12 protein-coding genes are annotated in these 15318 nt (G+C 66.1%); 8 read left to right on the top strand and 4 right to left on the bottom strand.

Going from position 1 to position 15318, the window contains the following annotated elements:
• The 5 genes from kdpA to CH249_RS04870 are packed head-to-tail and all read left to right on the top strand — an operon-like array spanning position 1 to position 7432.
• Positions 1-1653, top strand: a complete 1653-nt coding sequence (gene kdpA, locus CH249_RS04890; protein ID WP_032396875.1) for a potassium-transporting ATPase subunit KdpA — start codon at positions 1-3, stop codon at positions 1651-1653.
• Positions 1650-3662: a potassium-transporting ATPase subunit KdpB gene (gene kdpB / locus CH249_RS04885; RefSeq protein ID WP_094682476.1), complete on the top strand. Its 2013-nt coding sequence runs from the start codon at positions 1650-1652 to the stop codon at positions 3660-3662. Before kdpA ends, kdpB begins: the two co-directional genes overlap by 4 nt.
• Before the next feature lie 2 nt (positions 3663-3664).
• Complete coding sequence (locus CH249_RS04880; protein ID WP_094682477.1) at positions 3665-4321, top strand: potassium-transporting ATPase subunit C; 657 nt, start codon at positions 3665-3667, stop codon at positions 4319-4321.
• Positions 4305-6758, top strand: a complete 2454-nt coding sequence (locus CH249_RS04875) for a sensor histidine kinase KdpD (protein ID WP_094629096.1) — start codon at positions 4305-4307, stop codon at positions 6756-6758. Before CH249_RS04880 ends, CH249_RS04875 begins: the two co-directional genes overlap by 17 nt.
• Positions 6755-7432, top strand: a complete 678-nt coding sequence (locus CH249_RS04870; protein ID WP_094646189.1) for a response regulator — start codon at positions 6755-6757, stop codon at positions 7430-7432. Before CH249_RS04875 ends, CH249_RS04870 begins: the two co-directional genes overlap by 4 nt.
• Before the next feature lie 3 nt (positions 7433-7435).
• Here the strand turns inward: CH249_RS04870 and ggt are convergent, their stop codons facing one another.
• Together ggt and CH249_RS04860 are read right to left on the bottom strand one after the other, a co-directional pair.
• The gene (ggt, locus tag CH249_RS04865) at positions 7436-9367 is read right to left on the bottom strand and encodes a gamma-glutamyltransferase (protein WP_094682478.1); all 1932 of its coding nucleotides are present in this window, start codon (positions 9365-9367) and stop codon (positions 7436-7438) included.
• Between the two features lie 21 nt (positions 9368-9388).
• Positions 9389-11620, bottom strand: a complete 2232-nt coding sequence (locus CH249_RS04860) for a bifunctional diguanylate cyclase/phosphodiesterase (protein WP_094682479.1) — start codon at positions 11618-11620, stop codon at positions 9389-9391.
• A gap of 198 nt (positions 11621-11818) precedes the next feature.
• Here CH249_RS04860 and CH249_RS04855 point away from each other — a divergent pair, with 198 nt between their 5' ends.
• Entirely contained in the window at positions 11819-12529 is a 711-nt protein-coding gene (locus CH249_RS04855; protein ID WP_179272817.1) for a Clp protease N-terminal domain-containing protein, read from the top strand.
• On the opposite strand, the gene CH249_RS04850 is transcribed toward CH249_RS04855, so the two are convergent.
• Complete coding sequence (locus CH249_RS04850) at positions 12526-13500, bottom strand: NAD(P)/FAD-dependent oxidoreductase (protein ID WP_094682480.1); 975 nt, start codon at positions 13498-13500, stop codon at positions 12526-12528. The genes CH249_RS04855 and CH249_RS04850 overlap by 4 nt on opposite strands.
• Positions 13501-13764: 264 nt before the next feature.
• Here CH249_RS04850 and CH249_RS04845 point away from each other — a divergent pair, with 264 nt between their 5' ends.
• Positions 13765-13980: a hypothetical protein gene (locus CH249_RS04845; protein ID WP_032397313.1), complete on the top strand. Its 216-nt coding sequence runs from the start codon at positions 13765-13767 to the stop codon at positions 13978-13980.
• Here the strand turns inward: CH249_RS04845 and CH249_RS27795 are convergent.
• A complete protein-coding gene (locus CH249_RS27795; RefSeq protein WP_176459194.1) occupies positions 13977-14144 on the bottom strand; it encodes a hypothetical protein in 168 nt (55 codons plus the stop codon). The genes CH249_RS04845 and CH249_RS27795 overlap by 4 nt on opposite strands.
• Positions 14145-14529: 385 nt before the next feature.
• On the opposite strand from CH249_RS27795, the gene CH249_RS04840 reads away from it, so the two are divergent.
• Complete coding sequence (locus CH249_RS04840) at positions 14530-15309, top strand: SGNH/GDSL hydrolase family protein (protein ID WP_256988112.1); 780 nt, start codon at positions 14530-14532, stop codon at positions 15307-15309.
• The last annotated feature ends 9 nt before the right edge of the window (positions 15310-15318 follow it).

Genomic DNA, 15318 nt, shown 5'->3' with positions numbered 1-15318 from the left:
GTGGTTGGGTTCTTCCAGATCTGCGCTGTGATCGTCGTCCTGGCCGTGGCGTACGTGCCGCTCGGCGACTACATGGCCCGGGTGTTCGACTCGTCCCACGACACGCGTGTCGAGCGCCTGCTCTATCGGGTGGCCCGGGTGAATTCGTCCTCGGAACAGACGTGGGTCGGCTACTCCACCAGCCTGCTCGGGTTTTCGTTCGCCGGCGTCGTGTTCCTGTTCGTACTCCAGCGGATCCAAGGCGTGTTGCCGCTGAACGGGGGCCTGTCGGGGGTCAGCCCGGCGATGGCCTTCAACACCGCGGCGTCGTTCGTCACCAACACCAACTGGCAGTCGTACGTCCCCGAGACCACGCTGTCGAACCTGACGCAGCCGCTGGGCCTTGCGGTGCAGAACTTCGTCTCCGCCGCAGTCGGTCTCGCCGTCGCGATCGCCGTCATCCGCGGCTTTGTACGTGTGTCCACAGGCGGTGAACTCGGCAACTTCTGGGTCGATCTCACCCGCGGAACGCTGCGCATTCTGCTGCCGCTCTCGCTGCTGGTGGCCGTCATCCTACTGACGCAGGGCACCATCATGTCCTTCTCCACCGGCTTCACCTCGACCGGCCTGGACGGACAGACGGTCACCAATGCGCTTGCGCCCGTTGCATCCCAGGAGGCGATCAAGGAAATCGGCACCAACGGCGGCGGCATTCTCGCGGCCAACTCCGCGCATCCGTTCGAGAACCCGACCCCGCTGACCAACATCGTGCAGATCATCTCTCTGCTGTTGATCCCGGTTGCACTCACCCGCACCTTCGGCACCATGATCGGCAACCGCAAGCAGGGTCTGACGTTGCTTGCAGTGATGGCAACACTGTGGGGAGTCCTGCTGGCGGTCACCCTCTATGCCGAGTCCGGTACTCGGGGAGTCGCAGCAACGGCTGCCGGCGCGATGATGGAAGGCAAGGAAGTTCGCTTCGGCATCCCGGCATCGGCCTTGTTCGCCGTCTCCACCACCGGAACATCAACCGGTGCAGTCAATTCCGCGCACGACAGCATGTCCGCGCTCGGCGGCGGTGCCGTGCTGCTGAACATGCTGTTCGGCGAGATCGCGCCCGGCGGTGTCGGCACCGGTCTGTACGGGTTGCTCGTGCTCGCGGTCATCGCCGTCTTCGTCGGCGGGCTCCTCGTCGGCCGGACCCCGGAATTCCTCGGCAAGAAACTGGGCCGACGCGCCATCACGATGGCAGCGCTGTCGGTACTGGTGATGCCGATCCTCGTGCTCGTCGGCACGTCCATCACCGTGATTCTCGAATCCACCACGAGTTATCAGGGCAATCCCGGCATCCACGGGTTCACCGAGGTGCTCTACGCGTATGCGTCGGCGTCCAACAACAACGGCAGCGCCTTCGGTGGACTGACGGTCACCAGCGACTGGTTCCAGATCTCCCTCGGCATCGCCATGCTGCTCGGCCGCTTCCTGCCGATCGTCTTCGTACTGGCGCTGGCCGGCTCACTCGCAACGACCAAACGCAGCGCACCGAACGCAGGAACCCTCCCCACCGACGGTCCGCTGTTCGGCAGCTTGCTGATCGGTACCGCGATTCTCGTCGCCGCCCTCACCTTCTTCCCCGCACTTGCTCTCGGACCCATAGCAGAGGCCATGCAATGAACCTGTCACTGAGAACGGCCGTACCCGGAGCGTTCCGCAAACTCGATCCACGACACTTGGCCCGCAACCCGGTCATGTTCGTCGTCTTCCTCGGCTCCATCGTCACCACCGTCCTCTCGATCGCCGAACCGTCGGTGTTCGCGTGGTTCGTCACCGGGTGGTTGTGGTTCACCGTGCTCTTCGCCAACCTCGCCGAGTCCGTCGCCGAAGGGCGCGGCAAGGCGCAGGCCGCGAGCCTGCGAAAAGTGAAGCAGGACACCGTTGCTCGACGACGCACTCCCTCCGGTGCCGAATTCGTCGTCACCGAGGTGGCCGGCGCGGAACTGAATGTCGGCGACGAGGTGATCGTCTCGGCAGGCGAGGTCATCCCCGGTGACGGTGACGTCATCGAGGGCATCGCCACCGTCGACGAATCCGCGATCACCGGCGAGTCGGCACCCGTGGTCCGCGAGTCCGGCGGCGATCGATCCGCCGTCACCGGCGGCACCGTCGTGCTCTCCGACGAGATCGTCGTGAAAATCACTGCAGCCCAGGGTGAGACGTTCGTGGATCGGATGATCGCCCTCGTCGAGGGCGCGGCTCGGCAGAAGACGCCGAACGAGATCGCTCTGAACATCCTGCTCGCCTCGCTGACGATCGTGTTCCTCTTCGCGGTGGTGGCCATCGGTCCGATGTCCGATTACGCAGGGCAGCAGCAGGATCCCATCCAGCTGATCGCGCTGTTGGTCTGCCTGATTCCGACGACCATCGGGGCACTGCTCTCGGCCATCGGCATCGCGGGAATGGACCGGTTGGTGCAACGCAACGTACTGGCGATGTCCGGCCGTGCCGTGGAAGCGGCAGGTGACATCGACACGTTGCTGATGGACAAGACCGGAACCATCACCTTCGGTAATCGGCGCGCGACCGGACTGCACCCGGCTACGGGCATCGATGCCGTCGAGCTGGCGCGCGCCGCCCGGTTGTCGTCGTTGGCCGACGGTACCCCCGAGGGGCGCAGCATCGTCGAACTGGTCGAGCGTGACTTCGAATCCGTAACGACAGAAAGCGAATCCGAGCGCGGCGAGTTCGTGGCCTTCACCGCGCAGACCCGGATGAGCGGTCTGGATCTACCGGGCATGGAGATCCGCAAGGGTGCAGCAGATTCGGTCTACGGCTGGATTCGTGAGGGCGGCGGCACAGCGAACCTCGACGCCACCGTGCACGACATCGCCCAGAACGGCGGTACCCCGCTGGTGGTTGCCGTCCGCGAAACCGGTTCTGCTGCCCGCGCTCTCGGCGTCGTCGAACTCTCCGATGTGGTCAAGCCGGGCATCGCCGAGCGGTTCGCTCAACTGCGCGCCATGGGAATTCGGACGGTGATGGTCACCGGCGACAATCCACTCACCGCCAAGGCCATTGCCGCCGAGGCGGGCGTCGACGACTACCTGGCCGAGGCGACCCCCGAGGACAAGCTCACGCTCATCCGGCAGGAGCAGGAGGGCGGCAGGCTGGTTGCGATGACCGGCGACGGTACCAACGACGCCCCGGCTCTGGCGCAGGCCGACGTCGGTGTCGCGATGAACACCGGCACCTCTGCGGCCAAGGAAGCCGGCAACATGGTCGACCTCGATTCCGACCCGACCAAACTGATCGAGATCGTCGAGATCGGCAAGCAGCTCCTCATCACCCGTGGCGCGCTGACGACGTTCTCCCTCGCCAACGATCTGGCGAAGTACTTCGCGATTCTGCCGGCGATGTTCTCCACCGTCTATCCGCAGCTGGGTGGACTGAACATCATGCATCTGGCGACGCCGGAATCGGCGATCCTGTCGGCGGTGATCTTCAATGCGCTGGTGATCGTTGCACTGATTCCGTTGGCGCTCAAAGGTGTTCGGTACACTCCGGCCTCGGCGGCAGCACTGCTGCGCCGAAATCTGTTGGTGTACGGCGTCGGCGGCGTCATCAGCCCCTTCGTCGGGATCTGGCTCATCGATCTACTCGTTCGACACATTCCAGGGATAGGCTGACCATGCGCTTCGTACAGGGATTTCTCCGCCAGGTCGTGGCAGGCTTCGCAGTGCTGCTGGCATTGACCGTCATTCTCGGAATCGGCTACCCGGCCGTGGTCTGGGGCATCAGCCGCATCGGCACCGACTCCGCCGAGGGTTCGCCGCTGCGCGACGCCGAGGGCTGCGTCGTCGGAAGCTCGCTGATCGGCGTCGATCCGCAGGTCGCTACGGGAGAGCCGGATCCGTACTTCCACACCCGCGTCACCGGGTCGGTGTCGGACGACGACCCGTTCGCCCCCGGGGATCCCGCGGCTGCGCTGCCGACCAACCAGGGACCGTCCAGCGAGGTCCTGGCGTCGTTCGTCGAGCAACGCCGCGCCGCCATCGCCGACCGCGAGAACGTCGACCCGTCGGCGGTACCGCCCGACGCCGTCACCGGTTCCGGGTCGGGTATCGATCCCGACATCAGTCCCGCGTATGCGGCCATCCAGGTCGCGCGCGTGGCGCAGGTCAACGGAGCGTCGGTGAGCGATGTCGAGGCTCTGGTCGCCGAGTACACCCACGGACCGCAGTACGGTGTACTCGGTGCCGAAGCGGTGAACGTTCCGGAGTTGAACCTGGCACTACGGGACACATACCGGCCGGGTGAGGAGACAGGCTGTGGCGGACAGGGGTGAGCTGCGGATCTACCTCGGCGCTGCACCCGGAGTCGGCAAGACCTACGCCATGCTCGGCGAGGCGCACCGACTGCGGAGCCGTGGTTGCGACGTCGTGGCCGCGGTGGTCGAGACCCACGGCCGCGCGCGGACGATAGACGCACTCGACGGCATCGAAGTGCTGCCGATGGCGACCGTCCACTATCGCGGGTCCTCGGCGCAGGAACTGGACCTCGACGCCGTCCTGGCCCGACAGCCGCAGGTGGTGCTCGTCGACGAACTGGCGCACACCAACACGCCGGGGAGTGTGCACGGCAAGCGGTGGCAGGACGTCGAAGTACTGCTCGACGCGGGCATCGACGTCATCTCCACCCTCAACGTGCAGCACCTCGAATCGCTCAACGACGTGGTGCAACAGATCACCGGAGTGCCGCAACGGGAGACGGTGCCCGACAGCGTCGTTCGAGCCGCCGACGAGGTCGAGTTGGTCGACATCACCCCCGAGGCGCTACGCAGCAGGTTGCGACACGGCAACGTCTACGCCGCCGAGAAGGTCGACGCCGCACTGAGCAACTACTTCCGCGGTGGCAACCTCACCGCCCTGCGAGAGCTCGCACTACTGTGGATCGCCGATCAGGTCGACGCGGCACTGGTGAAGTACCGCAAGGACAATCGCATCACCGACACGTGGGAGGCACGCGAGCGCGTGGTGGTGGCAGTGACCGGAGGACCGGAATCGGAAACGCTGCTCCGCCGAGCGAGTCGGATCGCCTCGAAGTCCAGTGCGGAGCTGATGGTGCTGCACATCGTCCGCGGTGACGGGCTGATGGGTGTGTCGGCACCGCAGATGGGTTCGGTGCGCAAGCTCGCCGCCGGTCTCGGGGCCAGCGTTCACAGCGTCGTCGGCGACGACGTGCCGTCGACCCTGCTCGACTTCGCCCGCGGCGTCAACGCGACCCAGCTGGTGATCGGCACCTCGAGACGGTCACGTGCCGCCCGAATCCTGGACGAGGGTATCGGCGCGGCAGTGGTGCAGAACTCGGGAAAGATCGACGTGCACATGGTCACTCACGACGAGCAGGCCCGGCGATGGGGGGTGCAGGTCGACTCGGGACGGCGCCGCATTCTGGCGTGGGTCGCCGCTGTTCTGGTGCCCTGCCTGGCCGCGGCAGTGCTCAGCACGGTCGGTCCGGACTTCGACTCGAGCGGTGAGAGCGCTCTGTTCTTCATGGTGGTGCTGTGCGTCGCATTGCTGGGAGGGGTTGCGCCGGCGGCACTGTCGGCGCTGATCGCGGGCTTCCTGCTCAACTACTTCTTCACCACCCCCCGATACAGCCTCACCATCGCCGAGCCCGACAACTTCGTTGTCACCGTCGTGCTGCTCCTCGTCGCCGTCGCCGTCGCTGCGCTCGTCGACGCGGCAGCCCGACGCACGCGTCAGGCACGGCGGGCGACCCAGGAAGCCGAACTGTTGACGCTGTTCGCCGGATCGGTGCTGCGCGGAGCCGACCTGACCGCCCTCCTCGAACGCGCCCGCGAAACGTACCGCCAGAGCGGAGTGGCTCTGTGGGACAACCAGTCCGGGTCCATCGTCGGTAGCGCAGGTGCGCAGGCTCCCGTCGATCGTGCCGGGGCCGACACCGAGGTCGACGCAGGCGACTTCACGTTGTTGCTCGTCGGCGAACGCACACACGCGCACGATCGGCGGGTACTCGCGGCAGTGGCCAACCAGGCCGCCGGCATGGTTCGGCAGGGCCGTCTCGCCGAGGAGGCCAGCCGAGCCAACGCTCTCGCCGAGGCCGACGCGTTGCGTCGAGCATTGCTCTCGGCCGTCAGCCACGATCTGCGGACACCACTGTCGGCGGTGAAGGCGGCATCCTCGTCTCTGCGCAGCACCGACGTTCAGTTCTCGCCCGAGGACACCGACGAATTGCTCGCGACCATCGACGAATCGGCCGATCAGTTGACCGCTCTGGTGAGCAATCTGCTCGATTCCTCGCGGCTTCAGGCAGGCGTCGTGCAGCCGAGCCTGCGTCCGGTGTTCGTCGACGACGTGCTCGGTGGCGCACTGGTCGGAGCGGACGACCGAGTGCGTGTCGAGGTGGGCGATGTGGAGGTACTGGCCGACCCGGGCCTGCTCGAACGGGTGCTCGCGAATCTGGTGAACAACAGTGCCCGCTACGCCCCCGTCGGCGACATCACCGTCAGTGCCGCCGCACACGGTGAGTGGGCCAGTATCTCCGTCGCCGACCACGGACCCGGCATCGCCGAGGGTGCCGAGGACACGATGTTCGACGCGTTCCAACGTCTCGGTGATCGGGACAACTCGGTGGGCGTCGGGCTCGGATTGTCGGTGGTGCGGGGATTCGTGCGTGCGATGGGCGGTACCGTCACGGCATCGAACACCGTCGGCGGCGGGCTGACGATGACGGTCGAGTTGAAGGCGGCGGGCAGGTGAAGGTGCGGGTGCTCGTCGTCGACGACGAGCCGCAGATCGTGCGGGCGTTGCGGATCAATCTCAATGTGCGTGGGTTCGAGGTGGTCAGCGCGGCGAGCGGCGGTGAGGCGCTGCGGGTGGCCGCGAACTTCCACCCGGACATCGTGATTCTCGACCTCGGACTGCCCGACATCGACGGAATCGACGTGATCGCCGGGCTGCGCGGCTGGAGCGACGTACCGATCCTGGTGCTCTCGGCGCGCACCGATTCCGCCGATACCGTCGAAGCGCTCGACGCCGGCGCCGACGACTTCGTCACCAAGCCCTTCGGCATGGACGAGCTGCTGGCCCGATTGCGCGCAGCACTGCGCCGCGGACCGCACTCCGTCGCCGACCCCGTCGTCGTCACCGCGGACTTCACCGTCGATCTCGCTACGAAAACCGTTGTGCGAGATGGTGCGAACGTGCACCTGACCCGCACCGAGTGGGGTGTACTCGAACTGCTGGTACGCAACGAGGGCAAGCTGGTGTCGCAGAAGGACATTCTGCGCACCGTCTGGGGACCCGGCCACGAGCGCGAAACGCACTATCTACGAATCTATCTCGGCCAACTGCGACAGAAACTCGAACGTGACCCGGCCGCGCCGGTGCACCTCATCACCGAAACGGGTATGGGCTACCGATTCGTGAGCTGACCCCTATCCTCCCAGTACCTCACCTTCGCGGCGCGGGTCTGCTCCCCCGATCCATCCGCCGTCGGTGCGCTGCAACGCACTCAGGCCGCTGGACTGGTCGGCGACGGACACCTGGTGGCCCATCTCGCGCAGCGCCGCGACCACCGGGTCGTTCTCGCCCGAGACGTTCGGGTGCTCGCCGCCGTAATTGGTCGACGGTGTGTTGGCCGCACCGAAGTCGACCATCGACACCGCCTGCTGCGGATCCATGCCCCAATCGAGCAGTCCCACCAATGTTTTGACGACGAACTGGATGATCACCGAACCACCGGGAGAGCCGGCGACGAGTACAAGATCGCCGCGCGCACCGTCGTCGCCCCGGTCGAAGACCAGCGTCGGAGCCATCGAGCTGCGCGGACGCTTCCCCGGCTCGACGCGGTTGGCCACCGGCGTGCCGTCCTCGGCCACCGGTGATGCCGCGAAGTCGGTGAGCTGATTGTTCAGCAGGAAGCCGTCGACCATGTGGAACGAGCCGAAGGCCGACTCGACGGTCGTCGTCATCGAGGCCGCGTTGCCCTGGCTGTCGACGACGGAGATGTGGCTGGTGCCGTACTCGGGATCGGTGGACGAGGCGAACTGCACCGGGCCGAAGTCGCCGGGCTGCGCTGTGCCCATGGACCTGCCCTCGTCGATCAGTCCTGCTCGCTCGCTGAGGTATTCGGGATCGAGCAGTGCATCGGGCGACCCACCGGGCAGGGGAACGAAGTCAGGATCGGCGACGTACTTGTCACGATCGGCGTAGGCGAGGCGCTCGGCCTCGGCGATCAGGTGCACGCCCTCGGCCGTCGGGGTTCCGCCGTTGGCGTCCATCCCCGTCGGCGCGTACTGCGCCAGATCGAAGTTCGACAGAATGCCCATCGTCGACGCCACCGCCATACCGCCCGAGGACGGGCCGGGCATCCCGCAGATGTCGTGATCGCGGTACTCGGTACACACGGCCGTACGGGTCTTGGGCTCGTACGCGGCGAGATCTTCCAGCGTGATCTGTCCCGGAGTGCGACCTGCGGTGGTGTCGGCGGACGCATCGACGATGGCCTGCGCGATGTCACCGGTGTAGAAGGCGTCGGCACCACCGGTTGCGATGGCGGAGAGCGTCTTCGACATCGCCGGGTTGTTCAGAACCGTCCCGGCCGGCTTACCGGTGCCGTCCGGCTGCAGGAAGTACTCCTTGGACGCGGGATCGAGGGCGAGCTTCGGTGCCGAGTCGGCAATGGAGGACGCCATGCGCGGGCTGATCTCGATTCCGTTGTCGGCGAGACCGATTGCGGGCTGGAACAGGTCGCCCCACTGCTTGGTCCCGTGATCGTCGTGGGCCTGCTCGAGCATGCGCAGCACTCCAGGAACGCCGATCGACCGCCCGCTGGAACGGGCATCGGGTTGCGGCAGAGTGCGATTGACGTCGTCGATGTACCGCAGATAGTCCCCGGTGGCACTCATCGGAGCGGTCTCGCGGCCGTCGTAGCTCTGTACTTCGCCGGTGGCCGAGTCGTAGTACATCAGGAAGGCTCCGCCGCCGATGCCCGAGGACTGCGGCTCGACGAGGCCGAGCACGGTCTGCGCAACGATCAGGGCGTCGGCCGCGGTGCCGCCGTCGCGCAGAACCGCACACGCGGCCTCGGTGGAGACCGGGTTGGCGGTCGAGACGGAGTACGAAGGCGTCTCCACCGGGCTCATGTTCGATCGATACCCGGTCGCCACTTCGGGATTGGTGGAGATGTCGCCCGAACTCGCGCTCGGCGTCGCGTTCACAGGCGTACCTCCACTGGCACCGAGGACACAGCTGTTCTCGGCCGCGGAGTCGGGATCGGTGCTCTCGCCGCTACTGCACGCGGCGAGCGGCACCAGCAGCAGGGCACAGGCAAGGACAGTCGAGCGGTGCACTCCTATTGCAGACACCGCCCGACGCTAACATCCGGATCACCTGCCGGGACGGGTCTCGGCGGATTCGAGAAGCCAGTGTGCGACGGGTGCAGGTCTGCCGAACAGAAAGCCCTGCGCGAAGCGGCATTCGAGAGCCTCGATGATCGCAGCCTGCTCCTCGGTCTCGACGCCCTCGGCCACCGTGGCCACCGGCAGCGCCGACGCCATGGCGACGATGGCGCGAATCAGCTGAGTGTCCGATTCCGAACTGCCGATCTCGTGAACGAAGGACTTGTCGATCTTCAGCAGCGCGATCGGCATCGCGCGCAGCCTGCTCAGCGAGGAGTAGCCGATACCGAAGTCGTCGAGAACGATGAGCACACCCATCGCGGCGAGTCGGTCGAGAACGCTCTTCGCCGTGCCCATGTCGTCGATCAGGACGCTCTCGGTGATCTCGAGTGCCAGATCTGCTCCGTGGAGGCCGTACGTGTCGAGCAGTCGGGCGACGATGACCGGCAACGAATCGTCTCGAAGCTGCAGCGGGGACACGTTCACCGACATGGTGACTTTCTGCCCGTTGGAACGCAGTGTCGCCAGATCGGAAATCGAGGTGCGCAGCACCCATTCGCCGATCTCCTTGATGAGATTGGTCGATTCGGCGATCGGGATGAACTCGTTGGGGGTGCGCACTCGCCCCTGCCAGTTCCAGCGCACGAGTGCCTCGTAGACCACGGTGGTACGCGAGGTGGTCTCGATGATCGGCTGGTAGTACACCTCGAGCTCGCCGCGTCTGATCGCGCCGCGCAATGCGGTGGCGGTCTCGATCGCGGACGTCGCTCGCGCACGCAGCGACTCGTCGAAGAACGCGTACCGCGCCGCACCGAGCGATTTGGCGTGATACATCGCGGTGTCGGCCTCGCGGATGGCGTCGTGCAATCGGTCCGCGTCTGCGATTCCCACCGAGGCCGTGACATATGCCGTCGCGGCGCTCAGGGGGAACGGCTCGTTCGTCCGATCGATGATGCGTCGGGCCAACGCTTCCGCTCCACCGCGATCGCGGCGGGTCAGCACGACGAACTCGTCACCGGCGTACCTGACCACGGTGTCGGTGGCACCGACTGCGGCCCGGATGCGTCCCGCTGCGGCGACGATGAGTTCGTCGCCGACGCGGTGGCCGTACGAGTCGTTGACCATCTTGAAGTTGTCGAGGTCGACGAACAGGACGCACGTGCGTCCCGGAGTCTGGGTCCGCTCGAGCCGGGTGAACTCCTCGTCGAGCATCGTGCGGTTCGGTAGGCCGGTCAACAGGTCGTGAGCGGCCAGGTATTTCGCGTGCTCCTCGCCGACCTGCACTCGGGTCAGCGCACGCTCGCCGCGTAGGAATGCGCCCACCAGGATCGATGCGAGCAACAGGGACCGGACGATCAGATCTCCGGTGGACACTGCCGAGCCCAGCAGCGGCACCGTGGCGCAGACGACCAGCAGCGTCACCACGAACACGACGCGGCGGCTGCTGTGCGCCGGTGCAGGAGTCTGCCGCTGCGAGACGGTGCGCATCGACGGATCGAGGGCGGCCATCGCCAGGGAGAGATACGCGAAGAGGTAGATGCCGTCGAGCAATCCCGAGGACGGAGCGTCGTCGGTGGTGGCCGCGAAGGCGTACGAGACGTCGCCGACCAGTGTCGCGACGAGTGCGATCAGGGCCCACTGCAGCGCAACGGTACGGGGCTTGGACGAGAACAGCAGGTAGGTGGTCAAGGTGATCAGCGCTGCGTCGATCGCCGGATACAAACCGTTGACCACCGTCGATGCCGATGAACGAGGAGATTCGAGGCCCGGGGAGATGAACAGCAACCACGACAGGAACAGGGTGCCGAGAAAGATCAGGCCGGCGTCGACGAGCGGAGTGATGTCGTCGATCGACTGACGATCTCGGATCCACCGCGAGAGTGCGTACCCGACGAGTGCGTACCCGGTCAGTGTGAACAGATCCGGCAGCAGCGGGAACGAATGACTCAGTGCGGTGGGATCGCTGCGCAGCGAGACCCCGAACATGAACAGCACCGAGGCACCGAACAGTGCCCACCAACAGCGCGAGTCGTCGGGACGGTATCGACGGATCGCGGCGCTGATGGCCAGTACCGAACCGACGGCGACGGTCGCGAGGACACCGGCCCGCACTCCGGCGTCGCCGAGAACGAAGACGGTGCTCGCGACGACGACCACTGCCACCAGTCCGGCGATCCGTTTGGTGTGCATGGCGAAGGGCGCAGCGACCTTCGTGTTCATCGAAGGACCTACTTCCTTCTCGCGCGTGGCGTTCGCATGGCTATTCGCGGCACCTTCATCGGTGAATATACGTCTTTGCGCAGCGTGTTCGGGTACGAAGTCGGACCTGGCGGGCGAAGAACTTCAACAGATGTTGCGATTTCATCGCGGCGTCAACCAAGTGTTGACGATTTAGAGTCGTCAACTTAGGGTTGACGAATGACCGAACCATTGAAGATGTCCAACCCCGTCCGTCTCGACGACCTCATCGAGGCCATCGAGAAAGTGCACACCGATGCGCTCGACCAGCTTTCCGGCGCGGTGATCGCCGCCGATGCCCTCGGCGAGGTCGCCGATCACCTGATCGGACATTTCGTCGACCGAGCGCGTCGGTCCGGGGCGTCCTGGACTGCCATCGGTGCGTCCATGGGGGTCAGCAAGCAGGCGGTGCAGAAGCGCTTCGTCGCCAAGGGGGGCGACGGTCCCGCCGATCTCGATGCCAATCAGGGTTTCTCGCGCTTCACCCCGAGGGCTCGCAACGTGGTCGTCGGCGCGCAGAACGAGGCGCGGGCCGCCGCGAACGACCGAATCACGACCGGGCACCTGATTCTCGGCCTGCTCGGTGAACCCGAGGCAGTGGCCGTGAAACTGCTGGGCGCTCAGGGCCTCACGCCCGAACGGATCCGCACGGCAGTGGCTGCCACGCTACCGGAACCGGCGGATCCGCTGCCCGCCCTCATCCCGTTCGACGCGGGATCGAAGAAGGCTCTGGAGCTGACCTTCCGCGAGGCGCTTCGGTTGGGGCACAACTACATCGGTACCGAACACATTCTGCTGGCACTGCTGGAGAACGAGGACGCCACCCTCGCCGAGCTCGGAGTTCGCAAGCCGGCGATCGAGGAGGGCCTGGCGGCGGCCCTCGGTAGCTAGGAAGCGATCGCCTTCGCTCGTTCGACGGCCATGCGGACCTCTTCCTCGATCAGGTCACCGTTGATCGCGGCACCTGCCTTGACTCCGGCCGCGGACGCCGCCACCACGGTGTCCATCGGCGCGGCCACGTTGCCTGCAACCCACACCCCGGGCACCGATGTGGCACCGACGGGATCGGCCTCGACATACGTGCCGAGGACGTGATCGTTCATGACCATCTCGGTCGTGCCGATCCCGAGCGACACCAGGATGTCTGCGCGGGAGGTGAAGTTGGGGCCCACGACCAGCGCGTCCAGCCGGATCTGCGTGCCGCTCGCGAGGGTCACTCCGACGATGGCGTCGTTGTCGACATCGACCCGAGCGATCTCCTCGTCGACCACCTCGATGCCACGGGCGGCAAGTCGCTCGAGATCTGCCTGCGCCAATTCCGTTGCCGTGTGCGCGAACACGGTGACGTGCTCGGTGAGTTGACGCCACATCTGGGCCTGGTGCCCGACCATGGCGCTGCCGATGATGCCGATCCTGCGATCGCGTACCTCCCAGCCATGGCAGTACGGGCAGTGCAACACGTCGCGCCCCCAGCGACCGGCCAGGCCGGGTATGTCGGGCAGGACATCGGTGAGACCGGTGGTGACCAGGAGGCGGCGGCCGCGGACGACGGAACCGTCGGCGAGACTCACCTCGAACCCGGTGTCGGTGCGATTCGCGGACGTCGCGATGCCCTCGACGATGCGCGCGCCGTAGTGCCGCGCCTCGTCTCGGCCGAGTCGAACCAGCTCGAGAGGCGACTCCCCGTCGCGGGTGAGGTAGTTGTGGGAATGCGCTGCCGGAGCGTTGCGGGGATCGCCCGCGTCGACGATGGCAACGGAGCGTCGGGAACGGCCGAGAGCCACGGCGGCGCTGAGTCCGGCGACTCCGCCGCCGATGATGATCGCGTCGACCGGAGTGTGTCGATCGGTGTCTGTAGTCATGTGGACAGTGTCCGACAGAGGCTGTCGGTTGGCAAGAAATGTTGCCGTAGCAGCAAATGGTGAAAGCGAAAAATACCGCTCGGCGTGAAAGATCGCCCGAACTCGGTACATCGCCGGATTGTGATCGTGCCGACTGGCGTCGAGGCTGTGAGAGGTCGATGTAAGCGCGGATGCGCCGCTTGAACAGGGGGTTCGCTCGAGGTCTACTGGTCGGCAAGAATCGAGCCGGGGGGGCGTATGGGGCACTTCGAGATCGGAGAGACCGTGATCACGGTCCGCAATCTGGGCCACGTGCGGTGGCGCAGCGGAATCCCGAAGGGAACGGTGGGAATCGTCGTCGGCGTAGATTGGCTCGGCGATGCTCGCGTGAACTTCGCCGTCGACGAGTCGATGCGCACCCGAGGCGAGACGGTGGAACACATCGTTGCCGACGGCGACGTTCGCACGTTGCGGGCCGCTCCCCGCCGTCTGATCGGCTAGTTGCCTGCGGTTCGCTCGTCGTCGGTTGCCGGACCGGTTTCGACGGCTCCGCCTTCGCTCGACCAATCGTTGTCCTCGGCCGCTGCGGCCGGATCGGACGTCACATCCGGTTTTGCCTCGGGGGCAGTGTCGGCGTTCTTCTGGTCGTCGTTCTGGGTAGTCATGATGCGGGGGTACCCGCGCGGCACCGAAACAATCGTCGGCCCCGCGCGGGCGAGCGTTCCGGTGGTCTCTACAGCCCGAAGGGCAGCGTTCCCGGTGCCAGCTCGAAGCCGCTGCTACCAGCGGAAATGGAGCCGAAGCCGCTGAGGATCTGGTTGATGAACGCGGTGATCATGTAATTCCTCTGTTCGATGCGATGGACTGTATGTCCCGGACAACCCGGTCGAGATTACCGGCAGCTGTAGCGTCGAAGCTGTGAGGAGCCAGGGAATTATCGTCGGTCTTGCTGTGTCGGCCTGCGTACTGGCGGGCTGCTCCTCGAATTCACCGGTATCGCAAGCGCCCGCTGGATCGTCGGAAGCATCCGCTGGGTCGTCCGATGCGGCGGTGCCGGTGAACTACGTCGCGTTGGGTGATTCGGCCGCGTCCGGCCCACGGATCCCCGACCAGGTCGGCGCACCGGGTTGTCAGCAGTCCGACGCCAACTATCCGCACGTGCTCGCCGAGGAATTGGCCGTGGGCTCCTTCGTCGACGTCACCTGCTCGGGTGCCGTCACCGAGAACATCGTCTCCACTCCGCAGGGCACGTCCAGCGGTGAGGTACCGGTGCAACTCGATGCACTGAGCCCGGACACCGATCTGGTGACCGTCACGATCGGCGGTAACGACATCGGGCTGGTCTCGACGGCCGTGCAGTGCCTGACGTTCGCGGACACCTCGGCCACCAACGTCTGCAGGGACCGCCTCACCGCACGCGGCGTCGACACCGTGGCCGCGGCGATCGCCGACAGCGCACCGAGCTGGGGTGCGATGCTCGACGCGGTGGCCGAGCGTGCGCCCGATGCGCGGATTCTGGTGGTCGGCTACGGCACCTACCTGCCGGACGGCGGCTGCTTCCCCACCCAACCGATGCTCCCCGAGGACGCCGACTACATCCAGGGCAGCATCACCGCCATGAACGAGGCCCTGCGGACCCAGGCCGAAGAGCACGGTGCCGAGTTCGTCGACACCGAGGCGCTGAGTGTCGGCCACGACGTGTGTGTCGCTCCTGATCAGCGGTACTTCGAGGGGGTCGTCCCGCAGAATCCTGCGGCACCGTTGCACCCGACGGCAGCCGGGATGGCAGCGATTGCCGACGGGGTGGCCACCCTCGTGCGTGCCGGATAGAGACCACGA

Source organism: Rhodococcus sp. 05-2255-3B1 (assembly GCF_002258545.1).
Lineage (GTDB): Bacteria > Actinomycetota > Actinomycetes > Mycobacteriales > Mycobacteriaceae > Rhodococcoides.
Note: the sequence above shows the minus strand (reverse complement) of the source record. Positions and strands in the feature narration are given on the sequence as shown.

Coding starts and splice junctions, on each gene's coding strand:
- kdpB (WP_094682476.1), top strand. CDS start 1,650: ATGAACCTGTCACTGAGAACGGCCGTACCCGGAGCGTTCCGCAAACTC.
- CH249_RS04880 (WP_094682477.1), top strand. CDS start 3,665: ATGCGCTTCGTACAGGGATTTCTCCGCCAGGTCGTGGCAGGCTTCGCA.
- CH249_RS04860 (WP_094682479.1), bottom strand. CDS start 11,620: ATGAACACGAAGGTCGCTGCGCCCTTCGCCATGCACACCAAACGGATC.
- CH249_RS04855 (WP_179272817.1), top strand. CDS start 11,819: ATGACCGAACCATTGAAGATGTCCAACCCCGTCCGTCTCGACGACCTC.
- CH249_RS04850 (WP_094682480.1), bottom strand. CDS start 13,500: ATGACTACAGACACCGATCGACACACTCCGGTCGACGCGATCATCATC.
- CH249_RS27795 (WP_176459194.1), bottom strand. CDS start 14,144: ATGACTACCCAGAACGACGACCAGAAGAACGCCGACACTGCCCCCGAG.